Origin of the sequence: Leptospira ilyithenensis (genome assembly GCF_004771005.1) — a bacterium.
Classification (GTDB): Bacteria; Spirochaetota; Leptospiria; order Leptospirales; family Leptospiraceae; genus Leptospira_A; species Leptospira_A ilyithenensis.
The window spans coordinates 218893-231564 of sequence record NZ_RQHV01000002.1; the positions used below are offsets into that span (position 1 = coordinate 218893).

At 41.0% G+C, this 12672-nt stretch carries 15 protein-coding genes; 8 read left to right on the top strand and 7 right to left on the bottom strand.

Annotated elements, in window-relative coordinates:
• Window positions 1-2 precede the first annotated feature (2 nt).
• Window positions 3-764, top strand: a complete 762-nt coding sequence (locus EHS11_RS01375) for a DUF547 domain-containing protein (RefSeq protein WP_210413602.1) — start codon at window positions 3-5, stop codon at window positions 762-764.
• A 6-nt stretch (window positions 765-770) separates the two neighbouring features.
• Here the strand turns inward: EHS11_RS01375 and EHS11_RS01380 are convergent, their stop codons facing one another.
• From EHS11_RS01380 to EHS11_RS01390, 3 genes are all read right to left on the bottom strand, one after another.
• Window positions 771-1184: an OsmC family protein gene (locus EHS11_RS01380; protein ID WP_135762617.1), complete on the bottom strand. Its 414-nt coding sequence runs from the start codon at window positions 1182-1184 to the stop codon at window positions 771-773.
• Between the two features lie 88 nt (window positions 1185-1272).
• On the bottom strand, window positions 1273-1908 hold the full coding sequence (locus EHS11_RS01385) for a peroxiredoxin (RefSeq protein WP_135762618.1): 636 nt from the start codon (window positions 1906-1908) through the stop codon (window positions 1273-1275).
• Window positions 1909-2060: 152 nt separating this feature from the next.
• Window positions 2061-2267 (bottom strand): copper-binding protein, encoded by a 207-nt coding sequence (locus EHS11_RS01390; RefSeq protein WP_135762619.1) that lies wholly within the window; start codon window positions 2265-2267, stop codon window positions 2061-2063.
• 219 nt (window positions 2268-2486) lie between these two features.
• On the opposite strand from EHS11_RS01390, the gene sthA reads away from it, so the two are divergent.
• The 6 genes from sthA to EHS11_RS01420 all read left to right on the top strand — a co-directional run bounded on the left by sthA (window position 2487) and on the right by EHS11_RS01420 (window position 7880).
• Window positions 2487-3890: a Si-specific NAD(P)(+) transhydrogenase gene (sthA, locus tag EHS11_RS01395; RefSeq protein ID WP_135762620.1), complete on the top strand. Its 1404-nt coding sequence runs from the start codon at window positions 2487-2489 to the stop codon at window positions 3888-3890.
• A gap of 122 nt (window positions 3891-4012) precedes the next feature.
• Entirely contained in the window at window positions 4013-4510 is a 498-nt protein-coding gene (locus EHS11_RS01400; protein WP_135762621.1) for an RNA polymerase sigma factor, read from the top strand.
• A 3-nt stretch (window positions 4511-4513) separates the two neighbouring features.
• On the top strand, window positions 4514-5587 hold the full coding sequence (locus EHS11_RS01405) for a FecR family protein (protein WP_135762622.1): 1074 nt from the start codon (window positions 4514-4516) through the stop codon (window positions 5585-5587).
• Window positions 5588-5670: 83 nt separating this feature from the next.
• Window positions 5671-6231 (top strand): HAMP domain-containing protein, encoded by a 561-nt coding sequence (locus tag EHS11_RS01410; RefSeq protein ID WP_135762623.1) that lies wholly within the window; start codon window positions 5671-5673, stop codon window positions 6229-6231.
• A gap of 115 nt (window positions 6232-6346) precedes the next feature.
• On the top strand, window positions 6347-7189 hold the full coding sequence (locus EHS11_RS01415; protein ID WP_135762624.1) for a PIG-L family deacetylase: 843 nt from the start codon (window positions 6347-6349) through the stop codon (window positions 7187-7189).
• 190 nt (window positions 7190-7379) lie between these two features.
• Complete coding sequence (locus EHS11_RS01420; RefSeq protein WP_135762625.1) at window positions 7380-7880, top strand: anthrone oxygenase family protein; 501 nt, start codon at window positions 7380-7382, stop codon at window positions 7878-7880.
• 40 nt (window positions 7881-7920) lie between these two features.
• Here EHS11_RS01420 and EHS11_RS01425 read toward each other — a convergent pair whose 3' ends face one another.
• From EHS11_RS01425 to EHS11_RS01435, 3 genes are read right to left on the bottom strand one after another with little or no spacing between them, the layout of a single operon-like run.
• The gene (locus EHS11_RS01425) at window positions 7921-8847 is read right to left on the bottom strand and encodes a HipA domain-containing protein (protein WP_135762626.1); all 927 of its coding nucleotides are present in this window, start codon (window positions 8845-8847) and stop codon (window positions 7921-7923) included.
• A gap of 4 nt (window positions 8848-8851) precedes the next feature.
• Window positions 8852-9169 (bottom strand): HipA N-terminal domain-containing protein, encoded by a 318-nt coding sequence (locus EHS11_RS01430; RefSeq protein ID WP_135762627.1) that lies wholly within the window; start codon window positions 9167-9169, stop codon window positions 8852-8854.
• Window positions 9166-9390, bottom strand: a complete 225-nt coding sequence (locus EHS11_RS01435) for a helix-turn-helix transcriptional regulator (RefSeq protein ID WP_135762628.1) — start codon at window positions 9388-9390, stop codon at window positions 9166-9168. Before EHS11_RS01435 ends, EHS11_RS01430 begins: the two co-directional genes overlap by 4 nt.
• A 196-nt stretch (window positions 9391-9586) precedes the next feature.
• Here EHS11_RS01435 and hrpB point away from each other — a divergent pair, with 196 nt between their 5' ends.
• Window positions 9587-12079: an ATP-dependent helicase HrpB gene (gene hrpB, locus EHS11_RS01440; protein WP_135762629.1), complete on the top strand. Its 2493-nt coding sequence runs from the start codon at window positions 9587-9589 to the stop codon at window positions 12077-12079.
• Here the strand turns inward: hrpB and EHS11_RS01445 are convergent.
• Window positions 12076-12633, bottom strand: a complete 558-nt coding sequence (locus EHS11_RS01445) for an STAS domain-containing protein (protein ID WP_135762630.1) — start codon at window positions 12631-12633, stop codon at window positions 12076-12078. The genes hrpB and EHS11_RS01445 overlap by 4 nt on opposite strands.
• Window positions 12634-12672 lie beyond the last annotated feature (39 nt).

Consider the following 12672-nt stretch of genomic DNA (forward strand, 5'->3'; position numbering starts at 1 on the left):
ATATGACCCTTAGACAGGTTTGCATCATCGGATTTTTCTTTATATCTCCTATGTTAGTTGCCGAGGACTTTGACCAAACTCATAAGACCTGGGACGCTCTTCTAAAAAAACATGTTTCGGGCGGCCTTGTAAATTACAAAGGGTTTCAGCAAGATTCACAAACGTTAAACGGTTATCTGGATACCCTTTCGAAGGTTTCCGAAGCGGACTATTCCAAGTTCAATGCTCCGGGGAAACTCGCTTTTCTTATCAATGCATACAACGCGTTTACAGTCCGTTTGATTTTGGATCATTACCCTCTTAAAAGCATAACGGATATAGGATCTCCCTTTTCATCTTTAAACCTGGCAAGAGGAACTCCTTGGAAAAAGGAATTTTTTCAATTATTGGGCAAAACAAGAACTCTGGATTGGATTGAACATGAAAAATTGAGAAAGGATTTTAAGGAGCCGAGGATACATTTTGCAATCGTGTGTGCTTCTATCGGTTGCCCGAGTTTACGTTCGGAAGCTTTTATAGAAAAAAGTTTAGAAACCCAATTGCAGGAAGCAAAGGTCGGTTTTTTGCAAAACCCCTCTAAGAATTCTTATGATAAAACTAAAAATCTTCTGAAACTCAGTCAGATATTCAATTGGTTTCAAGACGATTTTACCAAAAAATCAACTCTGATCGAATTTTTACAAGATGGGTTCAAAGACAAAATCCGAGCAGATGCCCTGATTGAATACAATGATTATAGTTGGAAACTGAACGAACAAAAATAATGCTTGTTAAACGATTTCGAATTCGTAGGTAATGTTAGCGGTTTTTTCCAAGGTTTTTGCCACGGAACAGTATTTTTCCAAACTCAAGTCGATGGCTCGTTTGACTTGTTCCGTTTCAAAAACACCTTTCACTTTGAACTTCATATGAATGTTTTTAAATAAATTCGCTTGATCCACTTTTTCTCTTTCCGCATCCACTTCGACAAAGTAGTCCGCAATTTCTATTTTGTGTTTTTGCAAAATCATAATCACATCGATACTACTGCAACCTGCAAGGCCCATAATGAGTAATTCCATCGGTCTTGGTCCGGAATTGGAGCCGCCGATTTCGGGGGACGCATCAATTGTAATTTTATTTCCCGTCTCGTTTTCCGTTTCCAAAACATAAGGAGTGCCTACCCGTTTGAGCTTAATCTTCATAATGATAAAAATTTTACGAAAAGGATTTGTGTAAAGAAAAAGAAAGGCGGTTCAAAGATTCGACACGCCTTTCTTTTCTATGAGTGGTTTATTTGTTTGGTTGCGGAGTGTAACGCAAGTAAGGTTTCACTGTTCTGAAACCTTTTGGAAATTTTTTCTTGGCATCTTCATCGGATACGGAAGGAACGATAATCGTATCTTCCCCGTCTTTCCAGTTTGCAGGCGTCGCTACGCTATAAACGGACGTTAATTGAAGAGAATCGATCACACGCAAAAGCTCGTCAAAATTTCTTCCTGTGGAAGCAGGGTAAGTCAAAGTCAATTTTACTTTTTTGTCAGGACCGATTACAAATACGGAACGAACAGTCGTGGTTTCGCTCGCATTCGGGTGGATCATATCATAAAGATTGGAAACTTTTTTGTCCGAATCCGCGATGATAGGGTAGTTTACAGTCGTTTTTTGAGTTTCGTTGATATCGGAAATCCAACCTTTGTGAGAATCTACCGGGTCAACGGAAAGAGCTAAAACTTTCACATTGCGTTTTTCAAACTCAGGTTTGATTTTTGCAACGTAACCGAGTTCGGTTGTACATACTGGTGTATAATCTTTAGGGTGAGAGAAAAGGATTCCCCAGCTAGTGCCAAGGTATTGGTGGAAGTCGATAGAACCTTCTGAGGTTTCGGCTTGAAAATTAGGTGCTTCGTCGCCAAGTCTGAGTGTCATGGGATGGTCTCCTGTAAGTAATTATACCAATTGTTCAAAATCCTCATTCTGATTTCAATGATTATTTCAATTTATTGAACAAAAAATCTACCTTAACGAATGCATGTAAAATGATTTATGCAAATTGATCAATTCAGTTGCGGTGCGTCGATTTAGATTTTTTCCCTCAATTCATAACCTTCTTCCGAAAGAAGAAAGTGGATTTGTTTCCAATCCTTCTCACTTAAAGGAGAATCCACCGTAACTGTGTTATTATCCAGATTGGGGCTTGCAAGGATTCCTTTGCCTGCGAATGTTTTTTCGACAGCCACCAAACAGTAGTTATAATTAATTCTTTCGATTTGATATAGTTCTTTCATCGTTTTCTCCTTTTGATTTAAGATGTTTCATAGACAATCCTGCAAAACCGAAATCCAGTTTCTTTCTTTTTTCCATTCTAAAGTTTCCCATAATGGGAATGTCAAGAGTCGATTTTAAAAAAATGAACCTTACCCTGGAGAAAAGGTAAAACAAATTTGCTGAATTGCTTGTCGTGACATCTCTCTATCCGATAACGGAAGTACATCAAGAATTCACCTATGTCCATTAATCGGTTTGATATCATTGCCCTCGGCGGCGGCCCGGCAGCTCAGAAAGCTGCCATCCAAGCAACTAAAATGGGGAAAAAAGCAGCCCTCATCGAAAAAGATCCTTATCTGGGAGGAGGTTGTGTACATTGGGGCACGATTCCTTCCAAATCTTTGCAGGAAACCAGCAGGTTTTACCGCAATTTGCATTTATCTACCGTGCATGGATTACGCACTCCCCAGGTGAACCAGCTCAGTTTACAGGAGTTAATGCATAGGGCATCCACAGTCATTGAAAAAGAAGAAGATGTAACCCGGGAACAAATGATCCAAAACCGGGTTACCACTCTTACAGGCTGGGGGCAAATCCTGGATCCGAATCATGTGGAAGTAACAGATGCTACCGGGAGAAAAAAAGTTTTTGAGACAGATTATATTCTGATAGCAACAGGTAGCTCTCCCAGACGTCCCACAAATGAAAACATACCTTTCGAAGACGGACTAGTCTATGATAGTGACGGATTGTTTTCCATTGCAAATATGCCTTCCTCCATCGCCGTCGTCGGAGCGGGCATCATCGGATCGGAATACGCCACAATCTTTTCGCATATAGGAATCAAAGTCCATCTATTTGATTCGCAAGACAGGATTCTAGGATTTTTGGATCGGGAGATTTCGGAGTCGATGTCCCAATACATGAAAAAAGCGGGTATAGAAATTTATACAGGACGTTCCATTACAAATTACAACAAACTGGGCGATGGCAAAGGAATCGAGCTCACAACTGACAAGGGAGATGTGATCCAAGTCAACCAGGTGCTGATTTCACGGGGAAGAGTGGGCAATGTGGAGAACCTGGGATTGGAAGCCTTAGGAATAGAAGTGAACGATAGAAAACAAATTGTCGTGAATGAAAATTACCAAACCAAGGTTTCCAATGTTTATGCCTGCGGGGATGTCATCGGTTTTCCCAGTCTTGCATCCGTATCCATGTACCAAGGACAGTATGTCGCAAAACATATATTTGGTGGAGCTCCCCATCCGGTGAGTGCGGAAGACTTCCCGATCGGAATTTATACTCTGCCCGAAATTGCAACCATAGGTCCCACGGAAGAAGCACTAAAGGAAAGAGGCGTGGATTACGGTGTGGGGATCGCTCGTTTCGATACGATTACCCGTGCTCAGATCAGCGGAGATCAGGATGGAATGGTGAAAATTTTATATGACAGATCGACCAGAATGGTTTTGGGAGTTCATATTATTTCGGACAAAGCAACCGAATTGATTGCTCTCGGCCAATGCATCGTAAGCTTGAAAGCACCTATTGAGTATTTTACCGAACATATTTTCAATTACCCCACTATGATTGGCGCGTACAAAAATGCGGCATTTCATGCACTGCAGAAAGAAAATTAAGTTTTTCTGAGAAAATCCCTTTCGTTATTTGTCATCATAAACAGAGAGAAAGATTAGATTTTACTTGTCAGGGCATGGATTCTCAGAACACATTATCTCTTGTGTCAGAGAATCAAATCTCGATGAGTCAAATTTACGAAAAAAATCATAAAAGGATTTATGATTTTCTCTACAAATATACTCAAAATGCGGATACGGCAATGGATTTGATGCAAGACAGTTTCTTGAGCTTTCATAAACATTATAGTGATGCTGGTCTCACGGAAGAGAAATCCCTTATGGTTTTGTACACCATAGCCCGCAATCTTTCCATTAATTTTGCCAAAAAGTTTTCCACTACGAAAGAAATTTATTCGGAAGATATCGATCTCCACAGTCACAACCCCCGTTTGGAAAAACAGGCGGTGTACCAAGACTTGGAGGACAGATTGTACAGTTTTCTCGGGGAACTGAAAGAAGACGAAAGAAGTGCTATTTTATTAAAGAATGTGGAAGGTTTTCAACTCACTCAAATCGCAGAGATTTTGAATGTTTCCGTTTCCACTGCTTCCCGTTTGGTTATACGCGCTACAGAGAAAGTAACTGCCATTGCATTAAGAGAAAATTTGGTACCGGATTAAACCATGAAGAAAGATCTAGACCCAAACAAATTAAAGCAGCTGGAAACCCGGTTGGCCAACCTCTCGGGATCAACTCTGAATCGGGAGTTTCTTTCTTGGGAAGAGCTTTCCAAAAAAGAGTCTAAATTTCCGGATTTGTATACTCCACCTAAGACAGCTCAGGTGATCGCATTTCCTGGCAAATTCAAGTGGGCATTGGGAGTAGGTGGAACAACCTTACTTGCCGCTGCCGCTTCTTTATCTTTTGTATTCTTTTTAAAAAAATCTTCTTCGGGCGCTGACATTCCATCTGAAATAGCGAAAGGATCCGCTGCCGCTCCCCCTGTCTTTTTTTCAGAATTATTAGGCGAAATTCAAACTTCCAAAGGAAACAATTTTCTTTTGCATCCCGGTGAAACCGTACAGATTGCACTGAAGAAAGGGGATAAAATCCGGCCTGGAGACAGAATTTTGACTGCGGACAACGGTTCTGTCGATCTTGATTTTGAAAATAAAACCTGGATCCGAGTTGCTTCCGCTTCTCTTGTTCAATTAACAGATCTTAAAAAGTCGGATTTTTCCGCCATCCAAACCATAGGGATTGAAAAAGGAAAGGTTCTTGCTACAGTCGGAAAGCTGAAAAAAGATTCGGTCTTTCAAATCGTATCGGGTTCTTATTCCACCATTGTCCGAGGAACAACATTCAGTGTTTCTGTGGATGAAGGCGGAAAACAAACTGTTTCCGTTCGAGAGGGCTCCGTTGAAATTAAAAACAACAGACAAGACTCCGAGGAAAAAAGTATTTATCTGGAATCCTCAAAACAGGTTTCGGTTTCTTCCGACAAGGCGGAACCAGTGATTTCCCTAGGACCAAAAGAAGAAAAAGAACTCAAAGCCTTACACACCCAAGTAGATCTTGCCCGTGAAAACAAACTATATGTAGAGTATTCCCGATTGGAATTGATCAGACTAGAGGATGGTACCGAACTCCATGGTGTCATTTTAGGCCAATCGGATACCCATCTCCAATTTGAAGGAGCGGACGGAAAAATCGAAATCCCCATCGTGAAGATCGTTGAAACGGAAAAAATTAGATAAAACTGAATAGTTTTTTGACAATTTCCGTTTCTATGGCATTCTGATTTGTAAAGATTTTGCATACTGGGGAGTCCCATCAATTCATGTCCAACGACAACAAAAAAGCTTTCAGATTCCGTTATATTATTGATAAAGAATTTCAATTTAAGTTTCTGCTCCATTACTCTTTGTTGTTTATCTCCGGAGTTACAGTCACTTTAGGGTTTCTTTATTGGCTCAACAAATCCAAGTTTGACGGTGGTGCGGTCTTCCGATTGAGACAAGATTCGCAAATTGTGTATTGGAAAGTCGAAAACGAAGATGCAGCTGACGGAGCGGAAAAGTTCAAATACGTTCCGAGGGAAATTTACCTGCCCAATTACGACCATCAATTGAATATGTATACAATTCAATTTGACGCGGTCGTGACCCTATCTGTTTTATATCTGGCATTGATTACTATTTTTTCCGTTTTCAAATCCCACAAAATGGCAGGACCAATCTATAGCATCAAACGATCTCTCCAGAAGATTGCTTCCGGCGATCCTATAGAAAAGATCCGAATTAGAAAAAACGATGAATTTCAGGAGCTTGTGGATGTCCTTAATGAAGTGATCCACAAACGTTTGGCAATCCTCGGTAAAGAACCGACTGACAAAAAATAAATCCTCATTCTTAAGCTCTAAGATACTTTATTTGCCTAAAGTATCTTAGAGAACTTCATAAAAAACTTGCGCCCTGTCTTGAATTTTATCTAATATCTTAGTAAATTTCAATATTATGAAAGTCTTAAAAATCATTCTTTCTTCCTTACTGGTTTTGATATCGCTTGTTCTTGCAACTGCGTATTTTTTCGTTCGATCTTTGTTCCAAGAACCGAGTGCCGCAGAAGTAACATCCTTAAATGAATCCTTAAAATCGAAACGTATCTTAGGAGTTTTTGCCCACCCGGACGATGAACAGTTGGTGAACAGCGTATTCGTAAGAGCCAAAAAATCGGACCCAAACGCATTTACCGCACTTGTCACCGCTACCAAGGGAGAGGCTGGTCATCAGGTTCCCGTGGTTGCAAGGCAAAAGGATTTGGGCTTTATCCGAAAGGCAGAAGCACTTAAAAACGGTTATGCGATGGGAATCGATGAGCAGGAAGTTTGGGACTATCCCGACGGAGGGATTCCCGAAGTTCCTATCGAAGAGCTAAAAGAAAAAATAAGGCAAACAATCGAAACTTATCACCCGGAGATTCTGCTTACATTCTGGCCGGAAAGTGGTGCTACAGGTCATAAGGATCATAGAAGAATGGGCCTTGCTGCAAGTGAAGTTGCGAAAGGATTCAAGTCCCAAAACAAAGGAACTTATTTTGGTCCCCGCTATATCGCGTATGTAATCACTCCGAGAGACGCCTTCCGAACATTAGGCGGAGAGATAGGAAAATTCGTTGCTGAGAATCAGCCGGCGCCTACGCATTCCTTGAGAAGTGAAACGGAATCAAAATTGAAAGGTTGGGAAATTCATGCTTCTCAAGGAGATTATGTAAGAGAAGCATACGGAATTCCAGCAAGAGTTTTGTACATGATTTGGGACAAAGAGTATTATTACGTTGTTGATTTGGAAAAAAAATAAACGACGAACCTGCGTCAATTTTTGTAAAGCATGTCTTGAGATAGAAGTGTTAAGTTTGTTTGTGCCTTTCCATACAATCGATCCAAAACCTCATGAGACATAAGATCGATTATGGGAAGTTCCATATTGCTTCACGTAATAATCTACTCGAAATAAGATTCACAAATCCGGAAGAACCGAGGTAAGATAAATGACATTGGAAACCATACTGTTCCTCATCACCGGTACGCTTATCGCACTTCTGACTGGATTATTTTTCGGTTATTCCGTATCCGTAAATTGGGCGCTACATCGTCTGAAAAATTCCGAGTACGTACGGGCCATGCAGGAAATCAACGATGTCATTCAAAATCCTCTTTTTCTACTGACATTTCTTGGGCCGGTGATTCTTCTCCCTCTCTTGACATTTCTATATGGAAATCCTCCGGATCATCCTGATTTTGTTTTGCGGTTTTATCTGCTGGCTGGGGCTTCCGTATTCTATATTGTCGGCCCGTTCGGTTTGACCATCGCAGGCAATGTTCCCTTAAACAATAAACTGGCAAAGTTTAATGAGGAAAGCGCAACCGAAAAGGAAGTTGAGGCCGAAAGATCGGAGTTCGAAAAACCATGGAATCGTTTGCACACGATTCGCACAGTGGCTTCGGTGATTGCGCTCATCTTGTTTTTTGCAGCCATCCTATTGCCTTAGAATTTGCGTTTGGCGGGGGCTGCAACCACCAAAACAAATATTAGGTAAATAAAATCCTATACCGTTTTCGAATCAGTTCCGAATATTCCGAAAGTATTTCGTTACAGAACGGATAATTGGAAATTTGAGACACCAGCTTCTCTTCCATAGATCGGATTCTCTCGAGGATTTTTCCCAATGCCGTAGGATGGATTTTCAAAGATTCACCGAAAAACAAAATATCATTTCTTTGGATTTTGTTTTTTTTGCCGTTCAGACTAAGTGCCAGCTCTTCAGGATCTTCTTTATGAAAGATCGCGATGGAAAGCAGATCATATGCCGGGGCCAATCGAATGTTTCCGTCTTCCTCTGTTAGGAGGGAAAAATTTTTCAAATGCATATCCGAATTTCCGGTAAGATAGGAAAAAACCACAAGCTCGAAAAAACGAACCGTTTCAATCCCGGGCGCATTTGTATATTTACGAATTAACTTTGCAATCCCTTCGTAAGATCCCTTGTATTTATCTTCCGTTAATCGTTCTGACAATTGACAAAAATCTTCCTGTGCCAACTTATGGCGGTTATAACGGTCAAAACGTTTGCTTAAAAAGGAAAGTTCTCCCGATTTAAGTGGGATCAAAGAAGAAATTGCCGTGTCGATTCCGAATTCTTTTGCAAGCAACATAGTTAGATGTTCGTTTTCAGGAAGATTTTGAAACTGTAATGAAGGAGGTTTTAAAATATAATCCCCCATAAATCCTACAATCGTAAGCCTGGTTGTATTTTTATCCTGAAGCTTCAATTCCAAAGAAATCTTCGGTTGTACGCCGGGAACAGTGACCCTCGAAAGTACATTCTGTTTTGCTAATTCTTGGATCTCGGAAAATTCCAAAGTAAGAGAAGGATAAGAAGCTTTACCGAAAAGTTTTTTCGCACAAATGGTATGAAATGATTTTTCGGAAGGTTTCGCACAAAAATAACAATACATACTTTCATTCTTCTCCGACAACACTGACGGCTCCGATACAATCCTGGCATACGCTCAATAAAAGAGAAAGCCGATCTCTCGGATCAAGTTTCCATTCTTTGATTGTAATTTCGAGAAGCCATCCTTCCGGGATCAATCCGTCAAAAAAAGGAAATAGGATTTTAGAACGATAGATTTCTTCTCTTTTGGGAAGAGTAAAACTGACGGAGGAAGAATCTGTAAGTCGAAGGTATTCCGAATCATATTGGAAGAAATATCCTTCTTCATCTTCTCCCACAAACCCGGCTAAGGTGCTCTGAAAATAAACTTTGCCCCTTCTCATGAATTCTCCCATAATCTTTTGATGCGTTTGGGAACCATTTCATGACCAAATGCGGATAGAACTTGGTTGAGTTTATCCAACTGGATGCTTTTTTTTCCTTGTTCCAAGTCCCTTACAAACCTAAGCCCCACACCGGCCATACGAGCCAAATCCTCCTGGCTCATTTTGTGTTTTTTGCGTTGGTCTTTTACAAATTGAGCCAGATTTTGGTCTTCTTCCATTATTATACCTGATCGGGTATAATAATAAATATATCAAACATTTTATACCCGATCAGGTATAAAATCGTGTATCTATAATAAAACTATACCCGATCGGGGCGAAAATCTATCTACCTCCTTCCCGGACTTTCCCCAAAATAGTAAATTTAGTGCGCGGAAGAAGCTGGTCTTTGATTTTATGTAGAACAAAAGAAAGATGCAAAACACCTCCGAACGATACCCCATCCAAGACAATCTGGATGACATTTTAGATTCACTGCAAAAAAACAATCTAACCTTACTTGAGGCCCCTCCCGGTTCCGGTAAAACCACAGTTTTGCCGATTGAAATTTTGCGTTCGGGGAAATTCGAAAAAAAGATTTTGATCTTGGAACCTCGTCGTTTAGCAGCGCGTAATGCGGCGATCCGAATGAGCCAGGTTTTGGGGGAAGAAGTCGGCAACACGGTCGGTTACCGGATTCGATTTGAATCCAAAATCAGTAAAGATACGAAACTGGAACTTGTTACCGATGGGATTCTTTCCAAGATGTTAGTCGAAGATCCCGAACTTTCCGATTATGGTTTGGTTGTATTTGACGAATTTCACGAGAGAAATCTCGATTCCGATTTTTGTTTTGCACTTTGCAGGAGAAGTACCGAGATTTTCCGACCTGATTTGAAAATTCTAGTAATGTCCGCAACTCTGGAAGGGACCGATTGGGGAACCAAAGGAGTTCGCGCAAATCAAATTCAAGCCAAAGGCAGAATGTTTCCGGTTACTATCCGTTATACGGGATCTTCCCCAAGAAGGGTAACGGATCGGATCGGTGAATTGGTTCCACAGATTCTTTCCCAATCGGAAGGAGATGTGCTTGTTTTTTTCTCAGGTGTCTCGGAGATTTATACAGCCGAACGAATACTAAACGACAATTTTGCCAATAAAGGGATTTCGAATGTATTGATACTGAAACTTTACGGCGAGATGCGTTTGGAAAACCAAGTGGAAATATTTTTGCCGCCAAAACCGGGACAAAGGAAATTGATTCTTTCCACAAATATTGCGGAAACTTCTCTTACTATTCCCGGTGTAAAACTGGTAGTGGATACCGGATTTTGCAAAAGAATGATTTTTGATCCCAGGTCGGGACTTTCCCGTTTGGAGAAAAAAAGAATCAGTCTGAATTCCGCCAAACAGAGATCAGGTCGTGCAGGCAGGGAATCGGAAGGAACCGCCATCCGGCTTTGGTCAGAAGAAGAGGAAAAGGATTTTCCCGTCTCTCACCCTCCCGAGATTTTGGAAGCGGATGTGTCCGGTTTGGTACTACTCTCTAAAAAATGGGGGGAGGAATTAAACGATCTACCTCTTCTTGACAAACCGTCATTAGGCGTCATCAGGGAATCCATTTCCATCTTGCAGGTATTAGGTTTGCTTGATCGGAAGGAAAAAATTACGAATCTGGGGATCTCTGCTTTGCGCCTTCCTCTTTCCACAAGGCTTTCCGGTATGTGCTGTATGTTCAACGGAAGTGATCTTCCTCTTGCGGAATTATCCGCCCTACTTTCCGAAAAAGATATCTTGGGGCATTCGGAAACCAACCTTAGATTTTTATCCCGATGGGAGGCATGGCAAAAGGGAAATGTATCGAATTTCGGCTTAAAATCCAGAATCGAACAAAGCATCCGGCAAATAGAAAAGATCCTGAATGATTTACCCAAAAAACCAAAACAAAATCTATCGATTCAGGGTGCATTGAGTTTTGCTTTTCCGGATCGAATCGCAAAACGAAGAACAGCTGACTCTAACAAGTATAAACTATTCAACGGGAAAGGAGCGATTCTTGCAGATACGGGAGGCATGCATTTGCCGGAATGGATACTTGTCCTGGATTCGGATGGAGACGGAACGGAAGCAAAGGTTCGCCTTTATTGTGAATTGAACGAAGAGGAAATATTAAAACTTCATTTTGAAAAAATTTCGGAACACTTAAGTTCTGTTATAGAAGAAACGGAAAGAAAAACAAAATTGATTCGTTTCGTTCAAAATAAATTTTTGGGAGAGATAGTTCTTTCCCGTTCGACAAAGCCTACCAAGTTTTCCAAAGAAGAAAAAGGAGAAGCAGTCGTATCCTTTTGGAAAAAGGAATTTTTTTATCCCTATTTCGAAAAGGATGATAAAATTTCTTCTTTTCTAAATCGTATCCGGATTTTAAAAGAAAGCGGATTTTCTTTCCCAGAATTTTCGGAAGAAAAACTCCAGGAAGAAATAAGAAGTTGGCTTTTACCGTTCTATTCTCTGGAATCTGCTTCCTTGGATCCTTACAAGCCGGATTTTTTGCAGGCATTGTCTTCCCGATTGACATATTCCGAATCGGAAGTTCTAAAAAAAGAAACACCAACCCACCTAACTGTACCTAGTGGATCAACAATCCCGATCGAATACTTTAGAGAAGGCGCTTCCATTTCGGTGAAATTGCAAGAAATGTTCGGAATGCGCAAGGTCCCGAAGATTGCAGGAGGAAAGGTGGAAATTTTACTCCACTTGCTTTCTCCTGCAAGACGTCCCGTGCAAGTGACCCGGGACCTGGAAAATTTTTGGGATGTGACCTATCACGAAGTCAAAAAAGAGCTAAAGGGAAAATATCCGAGACACCCCTGGCCGGATTCTCCTTGGGAAGCAATTCCTACAAGTAGAACGAAGAACAGAGGTTAAATGAGTCTTTCGTAAACGGAAACCCATCCTTTCGGATTGATTAAAAACTTGGATGAACAGGAAGGACATTTATAATTTCCCGGCCTAGACCATTTCAGAGTCTGGCCGCACTCAGGACAAAATACTGTCTTTATCTCTACTTCCCTCTCTAACGAAATCTCTGTCTCCTCGGAAGAAGGGACAAGAACCGGTTTTTCCTCTAAGTCCGGCCTCGCTTGGTTTGCGGGAAGTTCCGTAATTAGATTTTTTTCCAAGTCCTGTTTCGCCTCAGCGCTATTTCCAAAGCTTGGGAATAAAGAACCGATCCCGAATTCTTCCAGAACCTTTTTCCATTCTTCGGAAACTCCGGAAAGAGCCACTTTGGAACCTGTTTCTTTGGCGCGGGAAGAGATCTTTTTGAGATACTCAATTCCCACTTCGTCCACGGAATCCAATGAGGATAACTCAATGCAAAATAGATGGGGGGCGAGACTTGCATCCTTGATTCTCAAATAGAGATCGGAACCAAGTTCTGCGGAAAGATGACCGGAAAGATGAATAAGTAAGGACTTCAAACGAGCTTTTTCCTATTTTCTGATGATCGGTATAGATTC

Excerpts from the sequence above, each read along its gene's own strand:
- EHS11_RS01425 (WP_135762626.1), bottom strand. The coding sequence starts at position 8,847 with ATGTATTGTTATTTTTGTGCGAAACCTTCCGAAAAATCATTTCATACC.
- hrpB (WP_135762629.1), top strand. The coding sequence starts at position 9,587 with ATGCAAAACACCTCCGAACGATACCCCATCCAAGACAATCTGGATGAC.
- EHS11_RS01375 (WP_210413602.1), top strand. The coding sequence starts at position 3 with ATGACCCTTAGACAGGTTTGCATCATCGGATTTTTCTTTATATCTCCT.
- EHS11_RS01380 (WP_135762617.1), bottom strand. The coding sequence starts at position 1,184 with ATGAAGATTAAGCTCAAACGGGTAGGCACTCCTTATGTTTTGGAAACG.
- EHS11_RS01430 (WP_135762627.1), bottom strand. The coding sequence starts at position 9,169 with ATGAGAAGGGGCAAAGTTTATTTTCAGAGCACCTTAGCCGGGTTTGTG.
- EHS11_RS01415 (WP_135762624.1), top strand. The coding sequence starts at position 6,347 with ATGAAAGTCTTAAAAATCATTCTTTCTTCCTTACTGGTTTTGATATCG.
- EHS11_RS01385 (WP_135762618.1), bottom strand. The coding sequence starts at position 1,908 with ATGACACTCAGACTTGGCGACGAAGCACCTAATTTTCAAGCCGAAACC.
- EHS11_RS01435 (WP_135762628.1), bottom strand. The coding sequence starts at position 9,390 with ATGGAAGAAGACCAAAATCTGGCTCAATTTGTAAAAGACCAACGCAAA.
- EHS11_RS01390 (WP_135762619.1), bottom strand. The coding sequence starts at position 2,267 with ATGAAAGAACTATATCAAATCGAAAGAATTAATTATAACTACTGTTTG.
- EHS11_RS01420 (WP_135762625.1), top strand. The coding sequence starts at position 7,380 with ATGACATTGGAAACCATACTGTTCCTCATCACCGGTACGCTTATCGCA.
- EHS11_RS01405 (WP_135762622.1), top strand. The coding sequence starts at position 4,514 with ATGAAGAAAGATCTAGACCCAAACAAATTAAAGCAGCTGGAAACCCGG.
- sthA (WP_135762620.1), top strand. The coding sequence starts at position 2,487 with ATGTCCATTAATCGGTTTGATATCATTGCCCTCGGCGGCGGCCCGGCA.
- EHS11_RS01400 (WP_135762621.1), top strand. The coding sequence starts at position 4,013 with ATGAGTCAAATTTACGAAAAAAATCATAAAAGGATTTATGATTTTCTC.
- EHS11_RS01410 (WP_135762623.1), top strand. The coding sequence starts at position 5,671 with ATGTCCAACGACAACAAAAAAGCTTTCAGATTCCGTTATATTATTGAT.